The organism is Haloglomus litoreum (assembly GCF_029338515.1).
Lineage (GTDB): Archaea > Halobacteriota > Halobacteria > Halobacteriales > Haloarculaceae > Haloglomus > Haloglomus litoreum.
Window position 1 is genome coordinate 350093 of the sequence record NZ_CP119988.1, and the last position, 19436, is coordinate 369528.

Consider the following 19436-nt stretch of genomic DNA (forward strand, 5'->3'; position numbering starts at 1 on the left):
ATGCCTCGCCGACCCGACTACGACGGGTTCGTCGACTGGCTCCGGGAGTCGTTCGACGACGACCTCCGCTGGACCGCCAGCTTCGACCACGAGACGTTCGACTACGACGTCCACCACGTCCGTCAGGACCTGAAGACGGAGTTGACCGGCCATCAGCTCGACACCATCATCCACCGCTCCATCGCGCTGTTCAACCGCGACCGCGTCGACGACGTGTACTTCCACCTCGGCGACGCGGAGGCGCTGGTCGCCCAGCACGAACGCGCGGTCGCCGTCCACCTCTACCTCGACGCCGAGCGGGCCGTGGTCGTGATGCTCGAGAAGGGCGCCGAGGTCACCCTGCCGACGTTCCCGGCGGAGTGCCTGGAGCGACTGGGCGTCGAGGCGGACGGATGAGGGTCTTCGACACGCAGCTCCCCGGCGTCGGCGAGCGGTTCACGGTGCGCTTCGGCCACGGTGGCGAGCTCGTCGTCCTCGTCCGGAACCAGGGCGGGCGGGAGGTGTTCTGGCGCGGGGACGCCGACGGCGACAGCGAGGAGCTGTTCGAACTCACGGAGCGTCAGGCCCGGAAACTGGCGGAGATCTTCGACGGCACCTACTTCCAGCCGGTCGACGAGGACGTCGAGTCCGTGCTGGAGGACGCCGTCGTCGAGTGGGTCGAGGTCGACGCCGACGCGCCGCTGGCCGGCCGCACGCTGGGCGAGGCCGACGTCCGCCGCCGGACGGGCGTGACGGTGCTGGCGGTCCAGCGCGGCCAGCGGACCCACGCAAACCCGGACGCCTCCTTCGGCGTCCGGGCCGGCGACGTGCTGGTCGCGGTCGGCGAGCCGGACGCGCACGACGACCTGGAGGCGTACCTGGCGGGCGGCGACTGACCCGTGGCGGCCGACGCTGCCCTCGTTGCCGACGTCCTCGGGGTCGGCGCGGCGGTGGTCGCGCTGTGGGTCGGGGCGCTCCTGTTCGTCCGTGGCGCGGCCGGACTCGCGGCGGCCGTCGGTGTCCCGCCGCTCGTCGTCGGGCTGACGGTCGTCGGCTTCGGTACCTCGGCGCCCGAACTCGTCACCTCCGTCGACGCCGCGCTCGTCGGCCGGCCGGACGTGGCCGTCGGCAACGTCGTCGGCTCGAACCTGTTCAACTTCGGCATCGTCCTCGGCGGAGTCCTCCTACTCGGTGCGGTGCCGGTCGCCGAGAGCCTCCGCCGCCGCGACGGCCCGGCGGTCGTCATCGCGACGGTCGCACTGGCACTCGTTCTGGCGGACCTGCGGCTGACCCGGCCCGAGGGGCTGGCGCTACTCGCCCTGTTCGTGGGTTACCTCGCCGTCCTGCTCCGGGGGACGCTCCGCGAGGCCGGTGCCACCGCCGAGGCGCGGGCGCTCGACTCGGCGATGCCCGATGCCTCCGGGCGCGTCGGGCTGCTGGTGCGTGTCGTCGTCGGCCTCGGACTGATCCTGTTCGGCGCGGATCTGCTGGTCCGGTCGGCGGTCGACCTGGCGCGACTGGCGGGGCTCTCGGAGTGGGTCATCGGTGAGACGGTCGTGGCGGCGGGCACCTCCGCGCCCGAGATTGCGGCCTCGCTCGTCGCCGCGCGCCGGGGGCTCGGCGACGTGGCCGTCGGCAACCTCGTCGGCAGCAACGTCTTCAACGGGCTGGTCGTGCTCGGCGCGGCCGGCCTCGTCGCGCCGGCGACCGTCACCCCGGCGGCGATTCCGACGGTCGTCTGGCTGGTCGGCCTCACACTGGTGGTGGCGGGCTTCCTCTGGACCGGCAGCCGCTTCGCCCGCGCGGAGGGTGTCGTCTGTCTGCTCGCCAACGGCGGCCGCTGGGTGCTGGATCTGCTCGGTCGCGGCGTGGCGGGCTGACTCAGTCGGCCCTCGGTGGCTCCTCGTAGTCGTCCGTGTACGGCTCCTCGATGTCGGTGTCGCCGCCGAGCGCGGTGCCGAGCGAGCGCGTCAGCAGGTCGAACGGGACGACCAGCGGGAGCAGCGCCCGCTCGACCAGCCGGATGGGTCGGGCGACGATGGGTGCGTACCGCTCGGCGTTGCCAAGGCCGAACGACTTCGGGACGATCTCGCCGAAGACGAGGACGACCGACCCCGCGAGCAGGGTCGTCGCGGCCACCGCGACGCCGCCGGAAACGTACTGGGCCAGCAGGACGGTCACGATGCTCGACAGCGCCACGTTGACGAGGTTGTTCCCGACGAGCAGCGTCACGAGCAGCCGGTGTGGGTTCTCGCGCAGTCGGGCCAGCGCGCGGGCGTCGCCGTCGCCCGTGGCGGCGCGCTCGTCGATCCACTCGGGCGACAGCGAGAAGACGGCGATCTCGCTGCTGGAGAAGAAGGCACTCAACGCGAGGAGCACGACGATACTCGCGACACCGACGACGACGAAGGACCCGACCATACGCGGCGGTCACCCGCCGGGCACAAGAACCGCCCGGCGTCGGGCCGCCCGCCGCGGGTCAATCCCTAAGTCACCGCCGGCCGGAGGGCCGGTATGGATATCGACCTGGACGATATCGCGGGCGACGGCGGCAACAAGCTCAAGACCAGCCTCCCGGGCGTCGAGGTGACGACGCAACTGGGTGACGCCGACGCGGAGGAGCTCGAGGCGCTCCACCGCCGACAGCTGGAGCTGGCGCTGGAGCACGCCGAGGAGGCGAAGGAAGCGACCCGGATGTAGCACCGGCCGTGGCCACACGTCTCCTTCTGTCCGGTGCGGGGAGCGGTTAAGTCGCTCCGCCCGGGAGGTCCGGGTATGTACGAGCACATCCTCGTCGCGACCGACGGGAGCGACCGGACCCGGGGCGCCGTCGCGCACGCCCTCGGGGTGGCCGAGCGGTACGGTGCGACCGTCCACGCGCTGTACGTGGTCGACAGCCGGGCACTCACTATCGACGAGGACGGGTTCGGGGACTACGACCAGCTCGTGACCGCGCTCGAGGAGCGCGGCGAGCGTGCGACCGAGAGCATCGCCCAGCAGGCCGAGGCGCGCGGGCTCGCGACCAGAACCGCCGTCGCGCACGGGACGCCCGCCCGGGGCATCCGCCAGTACGCCGACGACCACGAGATCGACCTCATCGCGATGGGAACGCAGGGCCGGACCGGGCTGGCGCGGTACGTCCTCGGTAGCGTCTCCGAGTCCGTCCTCCGGAAGGCGGACCAGCCCGTCCTCACGGTGAACCGCGCGGCGACCACGGTCGACCCCTCGTACGACCGGATCCTCCTCCCGACCGACGGGAGCGGCCACGCCGGACGGGTCGCGGACCACGCCTTCGACATCGCGGCCCGGTACGACGCGACCGTCCACGCGCTGTCGGTCATCGACGAGAACCTGATCCGGTCGCCCGACCTCCTGGCCACCCTGGAACGCGAGTCCGACGCGGCGCTGACGGCCGCCCGGGAGCGCGGCGAGGCGGCCGGCGTGGACGTCGTGGCCAGGGTCTGGCGCGGCGCGCCATACGATTGCATCACGACGTACGCCAGCGAGCGGGACATCGACCTCGTGACGATGGGTGCACACGGGAAGCGCGGCCTCCACCGCTTCCTCACGCAGAACACGGCCGAGCGTGTCGTCAGGCGCGCCCCCTGTCCGGTCTGGACGCTCCGGCGCTGACGGGGAAGCGGCGGCTTTTCCCGTCGGCGCTCCAAGCGGCCGGTGGCGGCGATGATGACGGTTACCCCCACCGAGCCCCGTGTGACGATGACTCTCAACTGAGCCGCCATCTTCACGAGACGACGGCCCCGCATCACCGGCAGAAATCCTATACTACGACCACCGACACACCTCGTCATGCCGAGCACCGCCACCACCGGGACGGAGCCATGAGGAGCGCGACGTTCACCGTGACCTGGCCGAAGGAGTTCAGCCACCCCATCGACCACTACTTCCACGAGGCCGACGACGCCAGTCTCCAGTGTATCCGGTACGCGACGCCGAGTCCCGACGGGCAGTTCATCCAGTTCGTCGAGGTGAGCGGCGACCCGGGCCGGGCCCGCGAACTGCTCGAGGCGTGCCCCGAGGTCGTCGAGTACGCCGTGGTCGAGACGGCCGGCAACGCCATCGCGTACATGCAGTCCGAGGCGGGAACGCTGGCCGAGGCGTTGCTCCTGTCCGGAACCGAGCGGGAACTCATCGTCGACTGGCCGGTTCACTACCTCGACGACCGGTGGGGGCTTCGGGTGCGGCTGGCCGGCGACCTTGCGGCGATGCAGGCGAGTGCCGCGGACCTGCCCGACGAGGTCTCCTTCCAGCTCGAGCGCATCGGCCAGTTCCGGCCCGAGGGCGACGACTTCGGTAGCCCGCTCACCGACCGGCAGCGCCAACTGCTCGCCGTCGCCGAGCGCGAGGGCTACTACAGCGTCCCTCGTGAGACGACACAGGCCGAGCTGGCCGAACTGCTCGACCTCGCGCCCGCCACGCTCAGCGAGCGGCTCCAGCGCATCGAGGCAAACCTCGCCCGTGGGTACCTGGAGTCGGGCTGAGGCGACTCCGGGACTAAAGTACCCCGATGCACATCGGGGCCACGCTGAGGCGCCCGGAGTCGTACGTGTCCACCATCGATGACGCACGACGAACCGGGGACGGTGGACGACGAACGGCGGGCGCCCGTGGAGGCGGGGCCGGCCGACGGAGGGAGCGAACAGGTGGGCGATGACGGGACGGGGATGGCACGGCGTGGCTTCCTGAGCGCCGCGGGCGGGAGCATCGCCGCGGCGGTCCTGGGCGCCGGCACCGCGGGGGCCGACCACGGGACCGACAGCGACGCCAGCACCGACCGCTCGCCCGAGGAACTGGTCGCGGCGATGACGCTCGACGAGAAGCTCAACCTCGTCAACCTCCCGTTCAACAACGACAGCATCGACCCCACGCCGCGGCTCGGCATCCCCGAGCTCGGTGCCACCGACGGACCGCTGGGGGTCCGCCACGAGAACCAGAACCGGCCCGACGAGGAGGGCTGTATCGGGTTCGACGCCCAGCAGCCGGCGACGGCGTTCCCGGCACCCATCGCGCAGGCGTCGACGTTCGACCCCGGGCTGGTCCGGCAGTTCGGCCGCGCTGTCGCCCGCGAGGGGAAGGCGCTCAACCAGGAGATCTGGTTCGGACCGGGGATGAACATCGTCCGGGTGCCGGAACTCGGGCGGGCGTTCGAGTACTACGGCGAGGACCCCTATCTCTCCTCGCGGATGGCGGTCGCCGCGGTCGAGGCCGCACAGGCGAACGGCCTCATCGCGACGGCGAAGCACTTCGTCGCCAACAACCAGGAGGGGAGCCCGCCCATCGACTCGCAGTGCGACACGCTGTTCGGGCCCACGTTCGTCGCACGGCGCAACGCCCGCCACTACGTGAACGCCGTCGTCGGCGAGCGGGCGCTCCGGGAGATCTACATGCCGGCGTTCCGCGCGGCCGTCGAGGAGGCCGACATCGGCGGCGTCATGTCGGCGTACAACCGCGTCAACGGCACCTACTGCGGCGAGCACCGCGACCTCCTGCTCGACACGCTGAAAGAGGAGTGGGGCTTCGAGGGGTTCGTCGTCTCCGACGCCGGCGGCTCGCGCCCACGGTCGGCGCAGAACGGCCTCGACGTGGAACTGCAGTTCGGCCCCGTCTTCGATTTCTTCGACGAGGCACTCAAGCGACAGGTCCAGACCGGCGTCGTCGAGGAGGCCACGCTCGACGACAAGGTCCTGCGGCTGCTCCGCCAGGTCGACCGGATGGGCATCCTCGACGGCGACCGGCCGGGCGCGCCCCCGGCGGTGAACACGGACGAGCACCAGCGCCTCGCCCGCCGCATCGCCGCGGAGGGGACCGTCCTCCTGCAGAACGAGCCCGTGGCCGGCGACGACAACGGCGACGCGGCTGCCGACCCCGCCCTCCCGCTCGACCTCGACGCCATCGACCACGTCGCGGTCATCGGCCACCGGGCAGACGAGGCGAAGCTCGGTGGCGGCGGCTCCTCGAACGTGACGCCGCCGTACTCGGTCAGCCCACTCGAGGCCGTCCGGGAGTACGTCGACGACCGCGCCGAGGTGTCGTTCGAGCGCGGGCAGGACTCGACCGCCGCGGCCGCCGACCTCGCCGTCGAGGCCGACGTGGCACTCGTCTTCGGGAACGGGAGTTCGACGGAGGGGACCGACCGCAACGATATCCAGCTCAACGGCAACCAGAACGCGCTCGTCGCCGACGTCGCCGCGGCGAACGACCACACGGTCGTCGTGCTGAACACCGGCGGTCCCGTGACGATGCCGTGGATCGACGACGTGCCTGCCGTCCTGCAGATGTGGTACCCCGGGATGGAGGACGGCCACGCGGCGACGGACGTGCTGTTCGACGAGGTGGCGCCCGGCGGAAAGCTCCCGGTCACCTTCGGGAAGGAGCGGGGTGACTACCCTGCGAGCGAGCAGCAGCAGTATCCCGGTATCGCTGGCCGCGCCGAGTACACCGAGGGGGTCTTCGTCGGCTACCGCTACTTCGACGACCGGGCCAACGAACCGCTGTTCCCGTTCGGACACGGGCTCTCGTACACCGAGTTCGCGTACTCGGACCTCCGGGTCGAGGCAGAGGGACCGACCGAGGCGACCGTCGAGGTGACCGTCGAGAACGTCGGCGACCACGCCGGGACGGAGGTCCCGCAGGTGTACGTCCACGACCAGGGGGCGAGCGTCCCGCGGCCGCCGAAGGAGCTGAAGGCGTTCGAGAAGGTCGAACTCGCTCCTGGCGAGTCGACCACCGTGGCCTTCGCCCTCGACGCGGACGCCTTCTCCTACTACGACGACCGCGACGCCGACGACTGGGTCGTCGAGCCGGGCTTCTTCAGCATCCTCGTCGGCTCCTCCTCGCGGGACATCCGGGCGGTCGAGCCCATCCACCTGTCGGGCGACGGCCTCACGACGCTCTCGCCGACGGTCACGCGCACCGACGACGGCTCGGTGTTCACGGGTGGCGCGACCAATCAGGTCGAACTCGACGTCGAGGCCGACCGGTCGCTGCTGGTCCGGGACCGCATCCCCGTCGACTGGACGGTCGTCGGTGGCGATGTCTCCGTCGAGCAACTCGGCGACCGGAAACTGGTGCAGTTCGACGGGCGCCACGCGGACGGGACGCTGTCGTACTTCGTGGAGGCACCGAGCGGCGAGAACGAGTCCGAATCCGCGGCGTTCGGCCCCGTGGAGGTCTCGCTCGATGGCGAGTCGTGGACACCGGTCGCGGGGTCCGGTGACGAGACCCTCGTCGTCGGGGCGGACGGGCCGTTCTGAGCGGTGGGGCGGATGGACCCCGGGTCGCCGTGGCGGTTCCCGCCGTCGCAACGGTCGCCGGACACGTCACCTTCTTGCCCCGACTCCGTGACCCGCCGGCATGAGCAGCGACGACTCGAGTCCATCGCTCGGCGCGACCGTGGGCAAACTCCTCACGGGTGGCATCTTCGGTGGTGACCTCCCGGGGAACATGGACCGCGGGCTCTACACGACGACCCGACTGGCCGTCGAGGACGGCGTCGGTGAACTGCTGGGCCCCATCGCCGTCTGGATCATCGTCGGCGTCACCTTCGTCATCGGCATCGAGTTCGTCGCCGTCGGGGCCATCATCATGGGTGTTCCCAACGTCGGCTTCCTCATCTTCGGGGCCGGCGTGACCGCCATCCTCGGGGCCGCGCTCGCGGCCGGCTACCTCGTGCTGTACGCCCAGCAGGACGGGTCGGAGGTCGGGGAGGAGGGAGCGTCCCGGTCGGAGGAGTGATCACGAGAAACTGCGCAATCCAGCGTATTATTGCCGAAAAGTCCAGTCCTACGCACAATCTAGAAATCATTCGTCGTACTCGTCGCTCACGTCGATAAGTTCGACCTCGCCGTCGGGGACGCGGTAGGCCGCGATGACCTCGCGTTCGGCGGCCATCGAGTTCTCGTGCTTGTCGACGCTGTAGGCGACGTACGTACACGCGTCGCGGGTGAACTCGACGACGGAGTAGCCCCAGTGGTGCGAGTCGAAGAACTCCAGGTGCGGGTTCTGGGCCGTGACGAACCGCCGGAGGAGCGGTTCCGTGATGCGGCCGACGAGTCCGTCGGTCATCCCCAGCGCTTCGGCGACGTTGAGGCTCGTGACGGCCGGCGTCATGAACTCGACGCCGACGCGCTCGCCGGGGTCGAACAGCCGCTCGGTGATGGGGCCGCCGTACTCGGTCTTCTTGTAGCCCGCGATGTAGCAGTGCATGTCGCCCGTGAGGGTGACGAAGTTGCGCGGCGAGAACTCCTGCAGCTTGTCCTTGATGTAGCGGCGCTCGCGGGTGTAGCCGTCCCAGCCGCCCTGCACGGGGAAGACCGACGCACGACCCACACCCAGCCGGAACGGGATGGTGAGTACCTCGTCGGACCAGACGGTCCACCGCGCGTTCGAGTCCCGAATCTGCGCGGTGAACCACGCGAGCTGGTCCTCGCCGAGCATCGTCCGGCCGGGGGGTTCGTTCTCCGGTCGGCAGTTCGTCGCCGTCGGCAACGCGTCGCGCGGCGGGTCCCGGTAGAGGCGCTCGTCGGTCATCACGAGCTTCAGGAGGTCGCCGAACTCGAACGAGCGCCAGAGCTGGAAGCGGTCCTGCAGCGACTCGGCCTCGGGGTCGTACCCCAGTCGTGCGGGGACGAACTCCCACCAGGCGTGGATGGCGTCCGCCGTCAGGCTCGTCATGAACTCGGGGTCCTCGCCGCGCGGGTGGTCGGCCTTGGGAGCGTCGGTTTCCGGGTCCCAGTAGATGTCGTTGGCGATCTCGTGGTCGTCCCAGGCGGCGATGAGGGTGTGTTCCTCCAGCGCGCGCTGGAGGAACCGGTCCGAGCGGTAGGTGCGGTAGATGTAGCGGTAGTCCGCCAGGTCCTGCACCCGGTCCTCGCCGCTGGGGAGGTCGATGTCCCGGTCGTCGTACGAGCGGCTGTCGAGGCCCTTGAACTCGCCCGCGCCGGACTCGTAGATGAAGTCGCCGACGTGGATGAGGAAGTCCAGGTCCTCCTCGGCGACGTAGCCGAGTGCGGGGTAGTAGCCGTTGAGGTAGTTCTGGCAGGCGAGGACGCCGAACCGGAGCGAGTCGGGGGAGGCGTCCGGTTCCGGGAGCGTGTGGCAGGTCCCGACGCGCGAGGCGACGCCGTCGTAGACGAAGCGGTAGCGGTACTCGGTGTTCGGGTCGAGCGCGCCGTCGACGTCCACCTTGACGACGTGGTCGTGGGCACGGATGCGGTCGGTGTCGTCGACGACGCCACGGTAGACCGACTCGGAGAAGTCGTCGTGGGCGACCTCGACGCCGAGCGGCTCGTCCGGGTCGAACGCGTCCGGCGCGAGCCGGGTCCAGAGGATGACGCCCTCGGCCGTCGGGCCGCCGGAGGCGACCGACTGGGGGAAGACGGCGTCCGGGTCCCGGTCGTCGTCGTCGTCGACGAAGACCGCCTCGCGCTCGGGCGAGTGGGGCTGTTGACTCAGGAGGAGGTCCTCGTTCGAGAGGAGCGACGCGAGTTCGGCGTGTCCGTCCGGGCGCTCGGCGTCGTCGTGTGGTGCGGCGTCCGGGTCCGGTGTGGGCGTGTCCGTCTCGATGGTTCCGGTTCCGGCATCACCGTCGGTCTCGGCGTCGGCCCCCTGTTCCATCGACCATCGTTACGCGGGGACGTGGTTTGGCGCTTGTGGCACCCGTAGCGACGCTCGGCCGCTGCGCTCCCCGGGATTGAAATCGGATGCCGGGACCACTTCCCGCGTGCCCTGACGAGCCACCCCCGGACCGCCGACCCGACGCGGGACATACCGTCCCGCCCGGTTCGACCAGCGCGGCGCACGGTCCGGGGTCGCGGTCGCGCCGCCTGTTCGCCACCGGCTCACTCGGCCACGTCCGGCGTCGCCGGTTCCAGCCGTGAGAGCCGCATCGCGTTGCCCGTCACGCCGAGCGTCATCCCGGCGTCGCCCACCAGCACCGCGGCCGCGACGCCAACGACGCCCAGCGGGACCCCGACCGCCAGCAGCGCCTTCACCCCGAGGCTGGCGTAGATGTTGCTCCGGATGACGCCCTCGGCGTCACGCGACAGCTCGTAGAGGTACGGCAGCCGCGTCAGGTCGTCACCCAGCAGGGCGATGTCGGCGGCCTCGATGGCGGCGTCGGTCCCCGCGGCGCCCATCGCCACGCCGACCGTCGCGGCCGCCAGCGCCGGCGCGTCGTTGACGCCGTCACCGACCATCGCCACGCCACCCTCGTACTCGTCCTCGAGGGCGGCGACGGCCTCGGCCTTCTCCTCCGGCAGGAGGCCGGCGCGGTAGTCGTCGACGCCGACCTGTTCGGCGACGGCGCGGGCGGTCCCCTCGTTGTCGCCGGTCAGCATCACGACCGAGAGCCCCATCGATTGCAGCCGGTCGACCGTCCACGCGGCCGTCGGCCGGACGGTGTCCGCGACGGCGATGACCCCCTCGAGTTCCTCCTCCCGGCCGACGAGCACGACCGTCTTCCCCTCCGCCTGGAGCCGCGGGATCGTCTCGTCGGCGAGGTCGAGACAGCCCTGTCGATCACAGAGCGAGCGCACGTCATCCGGCACGGCCTCGCGCGCGTCACCGACGACGTGGGCGTGCCCGAGGTCGAACCCCAGCTCCTCGAACAGGTCCGGCGTGCCGGCGTAGTGGGGGGTCCCGTCGAGCGATGCACGGACGCCCTTGCCCGTCAGGCTCTCGAAGCCCGACACCTCGCGATCCGTCGCCGTCGTCGCCCCCCGGCCCTCGGCGTGGGCGACGATGGCCTCGCCGACGGGGTGCTCGCTGCGGGCTTCGAGGCCGCGGGCACAGCGGAGCACGTCCGTCTCGGTGTGGTCGCCCAGCGGGACCACGTCCGTGACGGCCAGTTCGCCCGTCGTCAGCGTCCCGGTCTTGTCGACCGCGACGGCACCCACCCCGCCCATCGCCTCGAGGTGGTCGCCACCCTTCACGAGGACGCCGTTGCGCGCGGCAGCCGTGATGCCCGAGACCACCGAGACGGGCGTCGAGATGACGAACGCGCACGGGCACGCGAGCACGAGCAGCGTGATGCCGTTGACGAACCACTCGACCGGCGGCGCGCCGAAGACGAGCGGCGGCACCGCCGCCACGAGGACGGCGATGGCCACCATCACCGGCGTGTAGTAGCCCGCGAACCGTTCGACGAACTGCTCGCGCTCCGTGCGATTGGCGTCGGCGTCCGCGACGAGGTCGGCGACCTTCGCGAGCGTGCTCTCGCCACTCGGGGCGGTCACCTCCACCTCCAGGTAGCCGGACTCGTTGAGCGTCCCGGCGTACACCTCGTCACCCGCGGTCTTGTCGACGGGGACGGACTCGCCAGTGATGGGGGCCTCGTTGACGGCGCTGTCGCCCTCGCGGACGACGCCGTCGGCCGGGAGCTTCTCGCCCGGCCGGACGACCACCGTCTCGCCGACCGCCAGTTCGTCGACTGGGACGGTCCGCTCCTCGCCGTCCCGGAGGACCGTCGCCTCCTCGGGCGAGAGGTCCAGCAGCTCCTGCACGGAGCCCCGCGTGCGGTCCATCGCGTACCGCTCCAGCAGCTCCGCGACGCTGAACAGCGTCGCCAGCGTCGCCGCCTCGACGTACAGGTGCGCCCCGGAGACGAGGCTCGCGAGGATGGCGCTCACGATGGCCGTCGACATCAGGAAGTCGATGTCGAGGTTCAGGTTCCGCGCCGAGTAGTAGCCGTTCCGGAGGATGGCCTGCCCGCCCGTGGCGACGGCGCCGAGGAACAGGAGGTCCGCGACGGCGAACGGCACCGGCCCCGAGACGACGGTCGCGTTCAGCCCGGGGACGAGGAACTGCGCGGCCAGTCCCGCCGCGAGCAGTACGGCCGCGACGCCGGTCAGCTTCGCCCGCCGGCTCCGCCAGACCGGCTCGCGCGCTGCCGGCCCGGTGTCGCCCTCCCTATCGACCTCCTCGCCCGTGACGGGGTAGCCGGCACCCTCGATGGCCGCTCGGAGTTCGTCGGGCGTCGTCTCGTCCCCGAAGGTCACCCGAACACGGCCGGCGGTCGGCCGCGTGTCGATGTCCCGGACACCGTCGACGTCCGACAGGGCGTTCTCCACCTTCCCGGCGCAGGAGGCACAGTCCATCTCCGGGACCTGGAACTCCGCGGTCCGCTCGTCGCCGTCCGCGACCGCGTAGCCGGCGGCCTCGACGCGCTCGCTCACGTCCTGGCGTGACACGTCGCCGCCCACGACCAGTCGGCCGGTCGTCGGCCGGGTCTCGATGCGGTCCGCGCCCTCCAGCCCTTCGACGCTCCGCTCGACCTTGGTCGCACACGACGCACAGTCCATGTCCGGCACGTCGAGTTCGACCTCGGCGTCGGCATCGCCGTCCGACCCACGTGAGTCGGCTCGGGCGTCGCTCGGGTCGCTCATTACCGGGAGATGGTCGCTCCAGAGTTATTAGCTCTGCTGATAATGGGTGGGGTGAAATGACCACACCTTGGCAATGATATTGCCCTGGGTTGTTAAATCGGCGTGCCCTCACTCCCTGTCGGGGTCCTCGATACCGGCGCCGCTGCGCCCCTCACCGCCCGCGAACCGCTCCGCGCCGGCCTCGGCGGTCCGGAGGACGCGCGACCCGTGCCACCCCTCTAGCCCGAGGCCCTGCTGGAGCGGCGTCCCGATGCCGTCGTACACCGCATCGCGGTCCGAGAGCATCGTGTCCTGCGGGAAGCTTGCCAGTTGCTTGCCCAGTTCCACTGCCCGCTCCAGCGCCGCGCCCTCGTCGGCGAGTCGCGTCGCGAGGCCCCACCGCTCGGCCGTCTCGGCGTCGACCGCACGGCCCGTGAGGATCATGTCCAGCGCGCGGCCGAGGCCGACGATGCGGGGCAGCCGTTGCGTGCCACCGTCGACGAGCGGCACGCCGAAGCGCCGCTCGAAACAGCCGAACGTCGCCCCCTTCGCCGCGACCCGGATGTCACACCAGCACGCCATCTCGATGCCGCCCGCGACGCAGTGGCCCTCGACGGCGGCGATGACGGGCACCTCACAGCGCGTCCGGGTGAACCCGAGCCACCCCTCCGGCGAGTCCTCCAGGTCCATCGCTTTCAGGTCCGCGCCGGCCGAGAAGGTCCCCTCGCTGCCGGTGAGGACCGCCACCTTGGCGTCGGTCTCCTCGACGCGGGTGAACGCGTCCAGCAGCAACTGGCTGGTCTCGTAGTCGATGGCGTTGCGCCGCTCCGGCCGGTCGATCGTGATGACGGCGACCGGTCCGTCCCGCTCGTAGTGGACCGGCCCGTCCGTGCCCGTCAGGTCGTGGTCGTCGCTCACGCGCCGGGGGACGGTGCCGGGGGTGTTAACTCCGGCGTGGGGCGCGGCCGTTGCACGGCCCGTGGTACGTTGGTCTCAGACTGGGCAAATTAATCAAATAACTTGGTTATACACTTGCTATCCTTCGATAAGGTCTGGGGAATCGGGAGTGTTCGACTTACTGGGCTCCGATCGGTGGCCGTTCTCTGCAACCGTGCTGGCTACGTGTTACGAACTGAGCACGGCGGTCGCCGTGCCTCCGATGAGGATGGGCAGGAGGTGTGTCGCCACACGGTGAACCAGCGCGGCGGCCAGCGCACTGGCGGGGTCGATCCCCGAGAACGACACGGTGAGGAACACCAGCATCGCCTCGACACCACCCAGTCCACCGGGCGAGGGCAACACCACCGCGAGCATCGAGGTGGGGACGACGAGCAGGACGACCGCGAACGAGACCGGACTCCCGACGGCCAGGAGCGAGAGCCAGAACGAGCCGACGAAGAACACCCAGCCGAAGAGAGAGCACCCGAACGCGAGGGCCAGCGGTCCGGGGTTCCGAGCCAGCCGTCCCACGGCCGTTCGAACCCGTTCGACTCGCTGTCGAACGGTGGCCGGTGAGGGTCGCAGTCGGCCGGGGACGACACTGCCGGCGGTTCGACCGAGGACGACGAGCCCACGGCCGCCGTAGCGACCGACCGACCGTCGGCCTCGCCAGAGTGCGTACCCGAGGAGCGGGAGCGCCACGGAGAGCCCGAGGACGGCTCCGACCACGAGCGCGACATCACCGCCGATTGGCCCACGCCCGGCGAGCGTGGCGACGCCGACCAGGACGAACAGCCCCGCCGGGAGGACGTTGAGCACGTCCACGGTGGCGGTGGCGATGAGCGACGTCTCGTAGTCGCTCCGGGTCGCCCGCGAGAGGAACAGCGCGGCGAGTGGCTGGCCGCCGAGCTGGGCGAACGGCATCACGCTGTTGGCGAACACGACGCTGGTGAACGCGAGGAGCGCCCGGCCGAGCGACGTCGGAACCGCGAGGATGCGGAGCCCGATGTACAGCGACAGCCCCCAAGCGCCGAGCCAGCACAGCGCCACCAGCACGACACCGCCGAGGATTGTCGGTTCGGCGGCCGCCAGCGAGTCGAGCACCTCGGCTGCGCCCACGAACCGGAAGAGGACGGCGACGAGTCCGACCGCGACGGTCACCCCGACGACGAGCTGGAGAACTGTCCGGCGAGAGAGCGCCATCAGGCGACCGGTTCGGGCGACCGCGGTATAGTACGCCGGTACTCGTGGTGGGAGTACCAACGGCATGACGGGATGCTCTGGCACTGCACCGGTGAGACGTTCCGCCGGCCGGGTCGGGTCCGCAGGTCCGCTGTTTCCTCAGTCGTCTTCGGTGATGATGTCGGCCGAGAGCCCCTGCGCCATCCGGATCTCCTTCGAGTTGTTCAGCGTCCACGCGGTGCGGTCGGTGACGGCCTCGATGATCTCACGGGCACTCGGATAGCCGTTGCCCGACTTCTTCACGCCGCCGAACGGGAGCTGGACCTCGGCGCCGATGCACGGCAGGTTGCCGTACGCCAGCCCCAGTTCGGCGTGGTCGCGGTAGTAGTTGATCTGGCGGTAGTCCTCGGAGACGATTGCCCCCGCGAGGCCGTAGTCCGTGTCGTTCTGGATCTCGACGGCGCGCTCGATGTCGCCGTCGTACTCCAGCAGCGCGACGTGGGGGCCGAACACCTCCTCCTGCGTGCAGCGGAGGTCGGCGTCGGGGTCGGCCTCGTAGACGAACGGGCCGACCCAGTGGCCGTCCTCGTGGCCGTCCGGGATCTCGTCGGCGTCGAGCTCGGTCCGGTCGACCAGCACGTTCACGCCCTCCTCGCGGGCGAGTTCGTTGTACCGGGTGACCTTCTCGTGGTGCTCGGCCTCGATGAGCGGGCCCATGAACGTGTCCTCCTCCAGCGGGTCGCCGACGGCCACGTCGCTCGCGATGTCGACGAAGCGCTCCTTGAACTCGTCGTACACGTCGGTGTGGACGATGAGGCGCTCACTGGACACGCAACGCTGGCCGGTCGTCTTGAACGAACTCATCACGGCGGAGTGGACGGCGATATCCAGGTCCGCCTCCTCGGTGATGACGACGGCGTTCTTCCCGCCCATCTCGCAGGCGGCGCGCTTGCCCGAGTCCGAGCCGACGGCGTCGGCGATACGGTGGCCGACCTCCGCGCTCCCGGTGAACAGGACCGTGGCCACGTCGTCGGACTGGACGATGGCGTTGCCGGCGTCGCCGAAGCCCTGGACCATGTTGAACACGCCGTCCGGAATGCCGGCGTCCTCGAACATCTCCGCGACGATCTGGGCACACCACGGCGTCTGCTCGGCGGGCTTCCAGACGACGGTGTTGCCCTCGACGAGCGCGACGGCCATGTGCCAGTACGGGATGGCGATGGGGAAGTTCCAGGGCGTGATGCAGCCGGTGACGCCGCGGGACTTGCGCCGCATGTAGGCGTCCTTCTCGGCGATCTCGGAGGGGATGATGTCGCCGCTGGGGTGGCGCGCGTCGCCCGCGGCCCACTCGACCATGTGCGCGGCCTCGACCACGTCGGCGCGGCCCTCGGAGATCTCCTTGCCACACTCCTTCGTGACGATCTCGCCGAGTTCGTCCGTGCGGTCACGCAGTTCGTGGTAGACGTCCCAGAGGTACTCCGCGCGGTCGATGCGCGAGAGCTCGCGCCACTCCTCGTAGGCCTCGTCGGCGGCCGCGACGGCCGTCTCGATGTCGGCGGGTGTGCCGCGGTGGAAGGTCCCCAGCGTCTCGCCCGTCGCGGGGTTCTCGCTCTCGAAGGTCTCGGTGTCCGCGCCGGCGGTCCACTCGCCGTCGATGTAGTGTCGGTACGGTTCTGCCATTGCTCGTCGTACCGCCCCACCGGTCCAAAGCACCCATCCGACCATGGGCGGGCCGGCCATACCCGGCGAACGCCGCCGGTTCGTCGTCGGATGGAGTCACGACCCGACCATGGTCGGGCGACGGTTCGTGAACCCGACACACAGATGCTCGCCCGGAGCGATACACACTCATGGCTGCTGTCGAACGGACCACGACGCGGTTGACCCTCGACCTCTGGCACCCGAACTGCTGGGCCATCGAGGCGACCGGGGAGACCAGCGGTGGGGTACTGGCACACGCGATCTACAACTCACCCCGGACCGACGGCGACAGTCCGTCGTCGGTCCGGGGGTTGTTCACCGCCTTCGGGGAGACCGAGGCGGAGGTCGAACGGTTGCTGGACGCTATCAGCGAGTCGGAGTACGCCGGCGACCTCTCCGAGCTGCAGGAGCGGTTCGGGCGCGAGCGGAGCGCCCCCGGCAACGTCGTCCGGGAGTTCTTCCTCGAGTACGACCCCGCGGACATGGTCTGCCCGACGCTGCTGGAGTACGGGTTCGTCCACAGCGCGCCGGTCCGCATCGAGGACGGGCGCGAGCAGTGGCAGGTCTGCTTCGTCGACGAGCGCTCGCAGATCGAGGACGCCCTGGACCGGGTCCGCGAGCAGGCGGGTGCCGAGGTCGAGGTCGACTCCATCACGACCGGCGAGACCGGCGGCCTCACCCCCCGCGACCAGCGCCTCGACACGCTCACCGTCCAGCAGCGCGAGGTGTTCGAGCACGCCCGCCGCGAGGGCTACTACGAGTGGCCCCGGGCGACCTCGACCCGCGAGCTGGCCGCCGACTTCGACGTCTCGAAGACGACGCTGCTCGAACACCTGCGGAAGGCCGAGGCCAAACTGCTGGACCCGTAGCCGCTCTCCACTCGCAACGCTCCGCCGTATCCGTTCTCAGCGCCCGATGACCGCCCGGAGTGCGAACAGGGCGTTCCCCTTGCGCTCGCGGATGCGCCGGTAGAAGTAGGAGAACCACTTGCTCCCGTACGGCACGTACTGGTAGACGGGGTACTCCGCGGCGAGTTCGAACTGGGCCTCCTCGCGGACCCCGGTCAGCATCTGGATCTCGAACGGCGTCCCGTGCTCGGCGTGGAGCTCCTCGGCCAGCTCGATCATCGCCGGGTCGTGGCTCCCGACGGCGACGCCGTCGTCGAACGCCTCGAACATGTAGGTGAGGTACTCCCGGTACACCTCGTCGACGCGGGCCTTCTTCCGGTAGGAGATGTCCCTGGGCTCCTCGTAGGCGCCCTTGACGAGGCGGACCTTCCCCGGCAGGTCCGCGAGGCGTTCGAGGTCCTCACGCGTGCGCCTGAGGTTCGCCTGCACGCAGACGCCGACGTTCCCGTCGGTCTCGCGGGCGTGGCGCTCGAAGGCGTCCAGCGTCACGTCCGTCGTCGTGTGGTCCTCCATGTCGATCCAGACGAAACAGTCGGCGGCGTCGACGATGCGCGCGAGGTTCTCCTCGAACGCGTGGTCGCCGACCTCCAGCCCGATCTGGCTCGGCTTCACCGAGATACAGGCGTCCAGGTCCCGCTCGGCCAGCGACTCGACGAGGTCGATGTAGGCGTCGGCGTCGGCGTCGGCGTCGGCCCGGTCCTCGTAGTGCTCGCCGAGCAGGTTGAGGATGGCGCCGACGTTCCGCCGGTTCAGGTCGGCGGCGTGGTCCATCGCGTCGGCCGCCGTCTCGCCCGCCACGAAGTTGCTGGCGATGGGGGGAATCATACACACACCCGCGTACCGGACCGACGTATAAGTACGCCCGACCAAATATTCCTGACACGTTCATGGCGCACGGAAGAACCCGGAGCCGTGACTGGCCGGGTGAACGTCGTCGTCCCCGACCATGGTAGGGCGCTAGTTGAGGCCCGTTACCTGCGCTATAGTCAGTAGACAGTATGTCACGAGATACCATTCGGGAACTCGATAGGCGGACGCTGCTGACCCTCGCCGGAACGGCCGGCATCGCCGGCATCGCCGGCTGCTCGACCACGGACAGTGACGGCGGCGACGGTGGCGACGGTGGCGACGGGGGAAGCGGCGGTGACGGCGGTGATGGCGGGAGCGGCGGTGACGGTGGTGACGGCGGCAGCGGTGGCGACGGTGGCGACGGCGGCAGCGGCACCACGTACACCATCGGGATGATCGATTCGCTGACCGGCTCGCTGTCGGCGTTCGGCGAGCGCAACCAGCGCGGGAAGGACCTCGCGCTGGCGGCGGTCAACGAGGTCGGCATCAACGGCGGCGGTCAGCTCGAGATCATCGTCGAGGACTCCGAGTCCGAGAACCAGGGCGGCGTCTCCGCGGCCCAGAAGCTCGTCAACCAGGACCAGGTCCCGTTCGTCATCGGGGCGGTCGGCTCCGGCGTGTCGCTGGCCATCTACGAGAGCGTCATCCAGGGGACCGACGTGGTCCAGTTGAGCCAGAACTCGACGGGGCTGGGCCTGACCGACTTCCCGGGCCTCCTCCGCATGTCCCCGACCGGTCGCACGCAGGCGACCGCGCTCGCGGACATCATCGCCGACGACGGCTACGACCAGGTGGCGATGACCTACGTCAACAACAACTACGGGTCGAGCCTCGCCGAGGCCTTCGTCAACGCGTGGGACGGCGAGATGGCGTACAACAACCCCCACGACCAGGACCAGCAGTCCTACTCCGGTGTCGTCTCCGAGATGAACGGCTCGGGCGCCGACGCGTGGCTGTTCATCACCTACCAGGCGGAGTTCGCGACGATGGTCAACGAGATGTTCTCGAACGGCTACGAGCCCCAGCTGTACGGCGCCGACTCCGTCTCCGGCGACAACGTGCTGGAGAACACGCCCGAGGGGAGCATGGACGGGATGAAGATCGTCGTCCCCTCCGCGCCCGTCGAGGAGCAGAACTACCAGGACTTCGCCTCGGAGTTCGAGAGCGAGTACGGCGAGGCCCCGACCGCGTGGTCGGCGTACGCCTACGACTGCGTCGTCACGGCGGCGCTCTCGATCATGGCGGCCGACGAGTTCACCGGCGCGGCGCTGGGCGAGGTCGTCCGCGACGTGACCCGGCCGGAGGGCGAGCAGGTCACCTCCTTCGCGGCGGGCGCCGAGATCCTCGCGAACGGCGGCACCGCGAGCGACGTCGACTACCAGGGCGTCAGCGGTCCCATCGACCTCGACGAGAACGGTGACCCGGTCGGCTTCCTGCAAATCACGGAGGTCCAGAACCACGACTACGAGGGCATCGGCTTCATCGAAGGCTGAGA

The 19436-nt window shown here is 70.3% G+C and carries 17 protein-coding genes; 10 read left to right on the top strand and 7 right to left on the bottom strand.

The genetic code is table 11. From position 1 onward, the window contains the following. Genes P2T62_RS01695 through P2T62_RS01705 form a run of 3 tightly spaced genes read left to right on the top strand, consistent with a single transcriptional unit; the run spans position 1 to position 1859 of the window. Positions 1-396 (top strand): DUF7522 family protein, encoded by a 396-nt coding sequence (locus tag P2T62_RS01695; protein ID WP_276259758.1) that lies wholly within the window; start codon positions 1-3, stop codon positions 394-396. Continuing rightward, entirely contained in the window at positions 393-875 is a 483-nt protein-coding gene (locus P2T62_RS01700) for a cation:proton antiporter regulatory subunit (RefSeq protein WP_276259759.1), read from the top strand. Before P2T62_RS01695 ends, P2T62_RS01700 begins: the two co-directional genes overlap by 4 nt. A 3-nt stretch (positions 876-878) precedes the next feature. Next, a complete protein-coding gene (locus P2T62_RS01705; RefSeq protein WP_276259760.1) occupies positions 879-1859 on the top strand; it encodes a calcium/sodium antiporter in 981 nt (326 codons plus the stop codon). Between the two features lies 1 nt (position 1860). Here P2T62_RS01705 and P2T62_RS01710 read toward each other — a convergent pair whose 3' ends face one another. Next, positions 1861-2400 carry a DUF21 domain-containing protein gene (locus tag P2T62_RS01710; protein ID WP_276259761.1) on the bottom strand — a complete coding sequence of 180 codons (540 nt, stop codon included), beginning with the start codon at positions 2398-2400 and terminating at the stop codon, positions 1861-1863. Between the two features lie 93 nt (positions 2401-2493). Between P2T62_RS01710 and P2T62_RS01715 the strand changes: the two genes are divergently transcribed. From P2T62_RS01715 to P2T62_RS01735, 5 genes are all read left to right on the top strand, one after another. Next, on the top strand, positions 2494-2679 hold the full coding sequence (locus P2T62_RS01715) for a hypothetical protein (RefSeq protein WP_276259762.1): 186 nt from the start codon (positions 2494-2496) through the stop codon (positions 2677-2679). A gap of 75 nt (positions 2680-2754) precedes the next feature. Further along, positions 2755-3612 (top strand): universal stress protein, encoded by an 858-nt coding sequence (locus P2T62_RS01720; RefSeq protein WP_276259763.1) that lies wholly within the window; start codon positions 2755-2757, stop codon positions 3610-3612. Between the two features lie 209 nt (positions 3613-3821). Then, positions 3822-4481, top strand: a complete 660-nt coding sequence (locus P2T62_RS01725; protein WP_276259764.1) for a helix-turn-helix domain-containing protein — start codon at positions 3822-3824, stop codon at positions 4479-4481. A gap of 78 nt (positions 4482-4559) precedes the next feature. Continuing rightward, positions 4560-7253: a beta-glucosidase family protein gene (locus tag P2T62_RS01730; RefSeq protein WP_276259765.1), complete on the top strand. Its 2694-nt coding sequence runs from the start codon at positions 4560-4562 to the stop codon at positions 7251-7253. A 100-nt stretch (positions 7254-7353) separates the two neighbouring features. Beyond that, positions 7354-7734, top strand: a complete 381-nt coding sequence (locus tag P2T62_RS01735) for a hypothetical protein (protein WP_276259766.1) — start codon at positions 7354-7356, stop codon at positions 7732-7734. A gap of 66 nt (positions 7735-7800) precedes the next feature. Here P2T62_RS01735 and P2T62_RS01740 read toward each other — a convergent pair whose 3' ends face one another. The 5 genes from P2T62_RS01740 to P2T62_RS01760 all read right to left on the bottom strand — a co-directional run bounded on the left by P2T62_RS01740 (position 7801) and on the right by P2T62_RS01760 (position 16163). Further along, complete coding sequence (locus tag P2T62_RS01740; protein WP_276259767.1) at positions 7801-9615, bottom strand: alkaline phosphatase D family protein; 1815 nt, start codon at positions 9613-9615, stop codon at positions 7801-7803. A 224-nt stretch (positions 9616-9839) separates the two neighbouring features. Then, the gene (locus P2T62_RS01745; RefSeq protein ID WP_276259768.1) at positions 9840-12383 is read right to left on the bottom strand and encodes a heavy metal translocating P-type ATPase; all 2544 of its coding nucleotides are present in this window, start codon (positions 12381-12383) and stop codon (positions 9840-9842) included. A gap of 108 nt (positions 12384-12491) precedes the next feature. Further along, complete coding sequence (locus P2T62_RS01750; protein WP_276259769.1) at positions 12492-13280, bottom strand: crotonase/enoyl-CoA hydratase family protein; 789 nt, start codon at positions 13278-13280, stop codon at positions 12492-12494. A gap of 207 nt (positions 13281-13487) precedes the next feature. Continuing rightward, positions 13488-14504, bottom strand: a complete 1017-nt coding sequence (locus tag P2T62_RS01755; protein WP_276259770.1) for a lysylphosphatidylglycerol synthase transmembrane domain-containing protein — start codon at positions 14502-14504, stop codon at positions 13488-13490. Between the two features lie 138 nt (positions 14505-14642). After that, entirely contained in the window at positions 14643-16163 is a 1521-nt protein-coding gene (locus tag P2T62_RS01760; RefSeq protein ID WP_276259771.1) for an aldehyde dehydrogenase family protein, read from the bottom strand. 170 nt (positions 16164-16333) lie between these two features. Between P2T62_RS01760 and P2T62_RS01765 the strand changes: the two genes are divergently transcribed. After that, entirely contained in the window at positions 16334-17053 is a 720-nt protein-coding gene (locus P2T62_RS01765) for a helix-turn-helix domain-containing protein (RefSeq protein ID WP_276259772.1), read from the top strand. Positions 17054-17089: 36 nt separating this feature from the next. On the opposite strand, the gene P2T62_RS01770 is transcribed toward P2T62_RS01765, so the two are convergent. Beyond that, positions 17090-17917: a proline dehydrogenase family protein gene (locus tag P2T62_RS01770; RefSeq protein ID WP_276259773.1), complete on the bottom strand. Its 828-nt coding sequence runs from the start codon at positions 17915-17917 to the stop codon at positions 17090-17092. A 173-nt stretch (positions 17918-18090) separates the two neighbouring features. Between P2T62_RS01770 and P2T62_RS01775 the strand changes: the two genes are divergently transcribed. Further along, on the top strand, positions 18091-19434 hold the full coding sequence (locus P2T62_RS01775) for an ABC transporter substrate-binding protein (protein WP_276259774.1): 1344 nt from the start codon (positions 18091-18093) through the stop codon (positions 19432-19434). Positions 19435-19436 lie beyond the last annotated feature (2 nt).

Excerpts from the sequence above, each read along its gene's own strand:
- P2T62_RS01695 (WP_276259758.1), top strand. The coding sequence starts at position 1 with ATGCCTCGCCGACCCGACTACGACGGGTTCGTCGACTGGCTCCGGGAG.
- P2T62_RS01700 (WP_276259759.1), top strand. The coding sequence starts at position 393 with ATGAGGGTCTTCGACACGCAGCTCCCCGGCGTCGGCGAGCGGTTCACG.
- P2T62_RS01710 (WP_276259761.1), bottom strand. The coding sequence starts at position 2,400 with ATGGTCGGGTCCTTCGTCGTCGTCGGTGTCGCGAGTATCGTCGTGCTC.
- P2T62_RS01715 (WP_276259762.1), top strand. The coding sequence starts at position 2,494 with ATGGATATCGACCTGGACGATATCGCGGGCGACGGCGGCAACAAGCTC.
- P2T62_RS01720 (WP_276259763.1), top strand. The coding sequence starts at position 2,755 with ATGTACGAGCACATCCTCGTCGCGACCGACGGGAGCGACCGGACCCGG.
- P2T62_RS01725 (WP_276259764.1), top strand. The coding sequence starts at position 3,822 with ATGAGGAGCGCGACGTTCACCGTGACCTGGCCGAAGGAGTTCAGCCAC.
- P2T62_RS01730 (WP_276259765.1), top strand. The coding sequence starts at position 4,560 with ATGACGCACGACGAACCGGGGACGGTGGACGACGAACGGCGGGCGCCC.
- P2T62_RS01735 (WP_276259766.1), top strand. The coding sequence starts at position 7,354 with ATGAGCAGCGACGACTCGAGTCCATCGCTCGGCGCGACCGTGGGCAAA.
- P2T62_RS01740 (WP_276259767.1), bottom strand. The coding sequence starts at position 9,615 with ATGGAACAGGGGGCCGACGCCGAGACCGACGGTGATGCCGGAACCGGA.
- P2T62_RS01745 (WP_276259768.1), bottom strand. The coding sequence starts at position 12,383 with ATGAGCGACCCGAGCGACGCCCGAGCCGACTCACGTGGGTCGGACGGC.
- P2T62_RS01755 (WP_276259770.1), bottom strand. The coding sequence starts at position 14,504 with ATGGCGCTCTCTCGCCGGACAGTTCTCCAGCTCGTCGTCGGGGTGACC.
- P2T62_RS01760 (WP_276259771.1), bottom strand. The coding sequence starts at position 16,163 with ATGGCAGAACCGTACCGACACTACATCGACGGCGAGTGGACCGCCGGC.
- P2T62_RS01765 (WP_276259772.1), top strand. The coding sequence starts at position 16,334 with ATGGCTGCTGTCGAACGGACCACGACGCGGTTGACCCTCGACCTCTGG.
- P2T62_RS01770 (WP_276259773.1), bottom strand. The coding sequence starts at position 17,917 with ATGATTCCCCCCATCGCCAGCAACTTCGTGGCGGGCGAGACGGCGGCC.
- P2T62_RS01775 (WP_276259774.1), top strand. The coding sequence starts at position 18,091 with ATGTCACGAGATACCATTCGGGAACTCGATAGGCGGACGCTGCTGACC.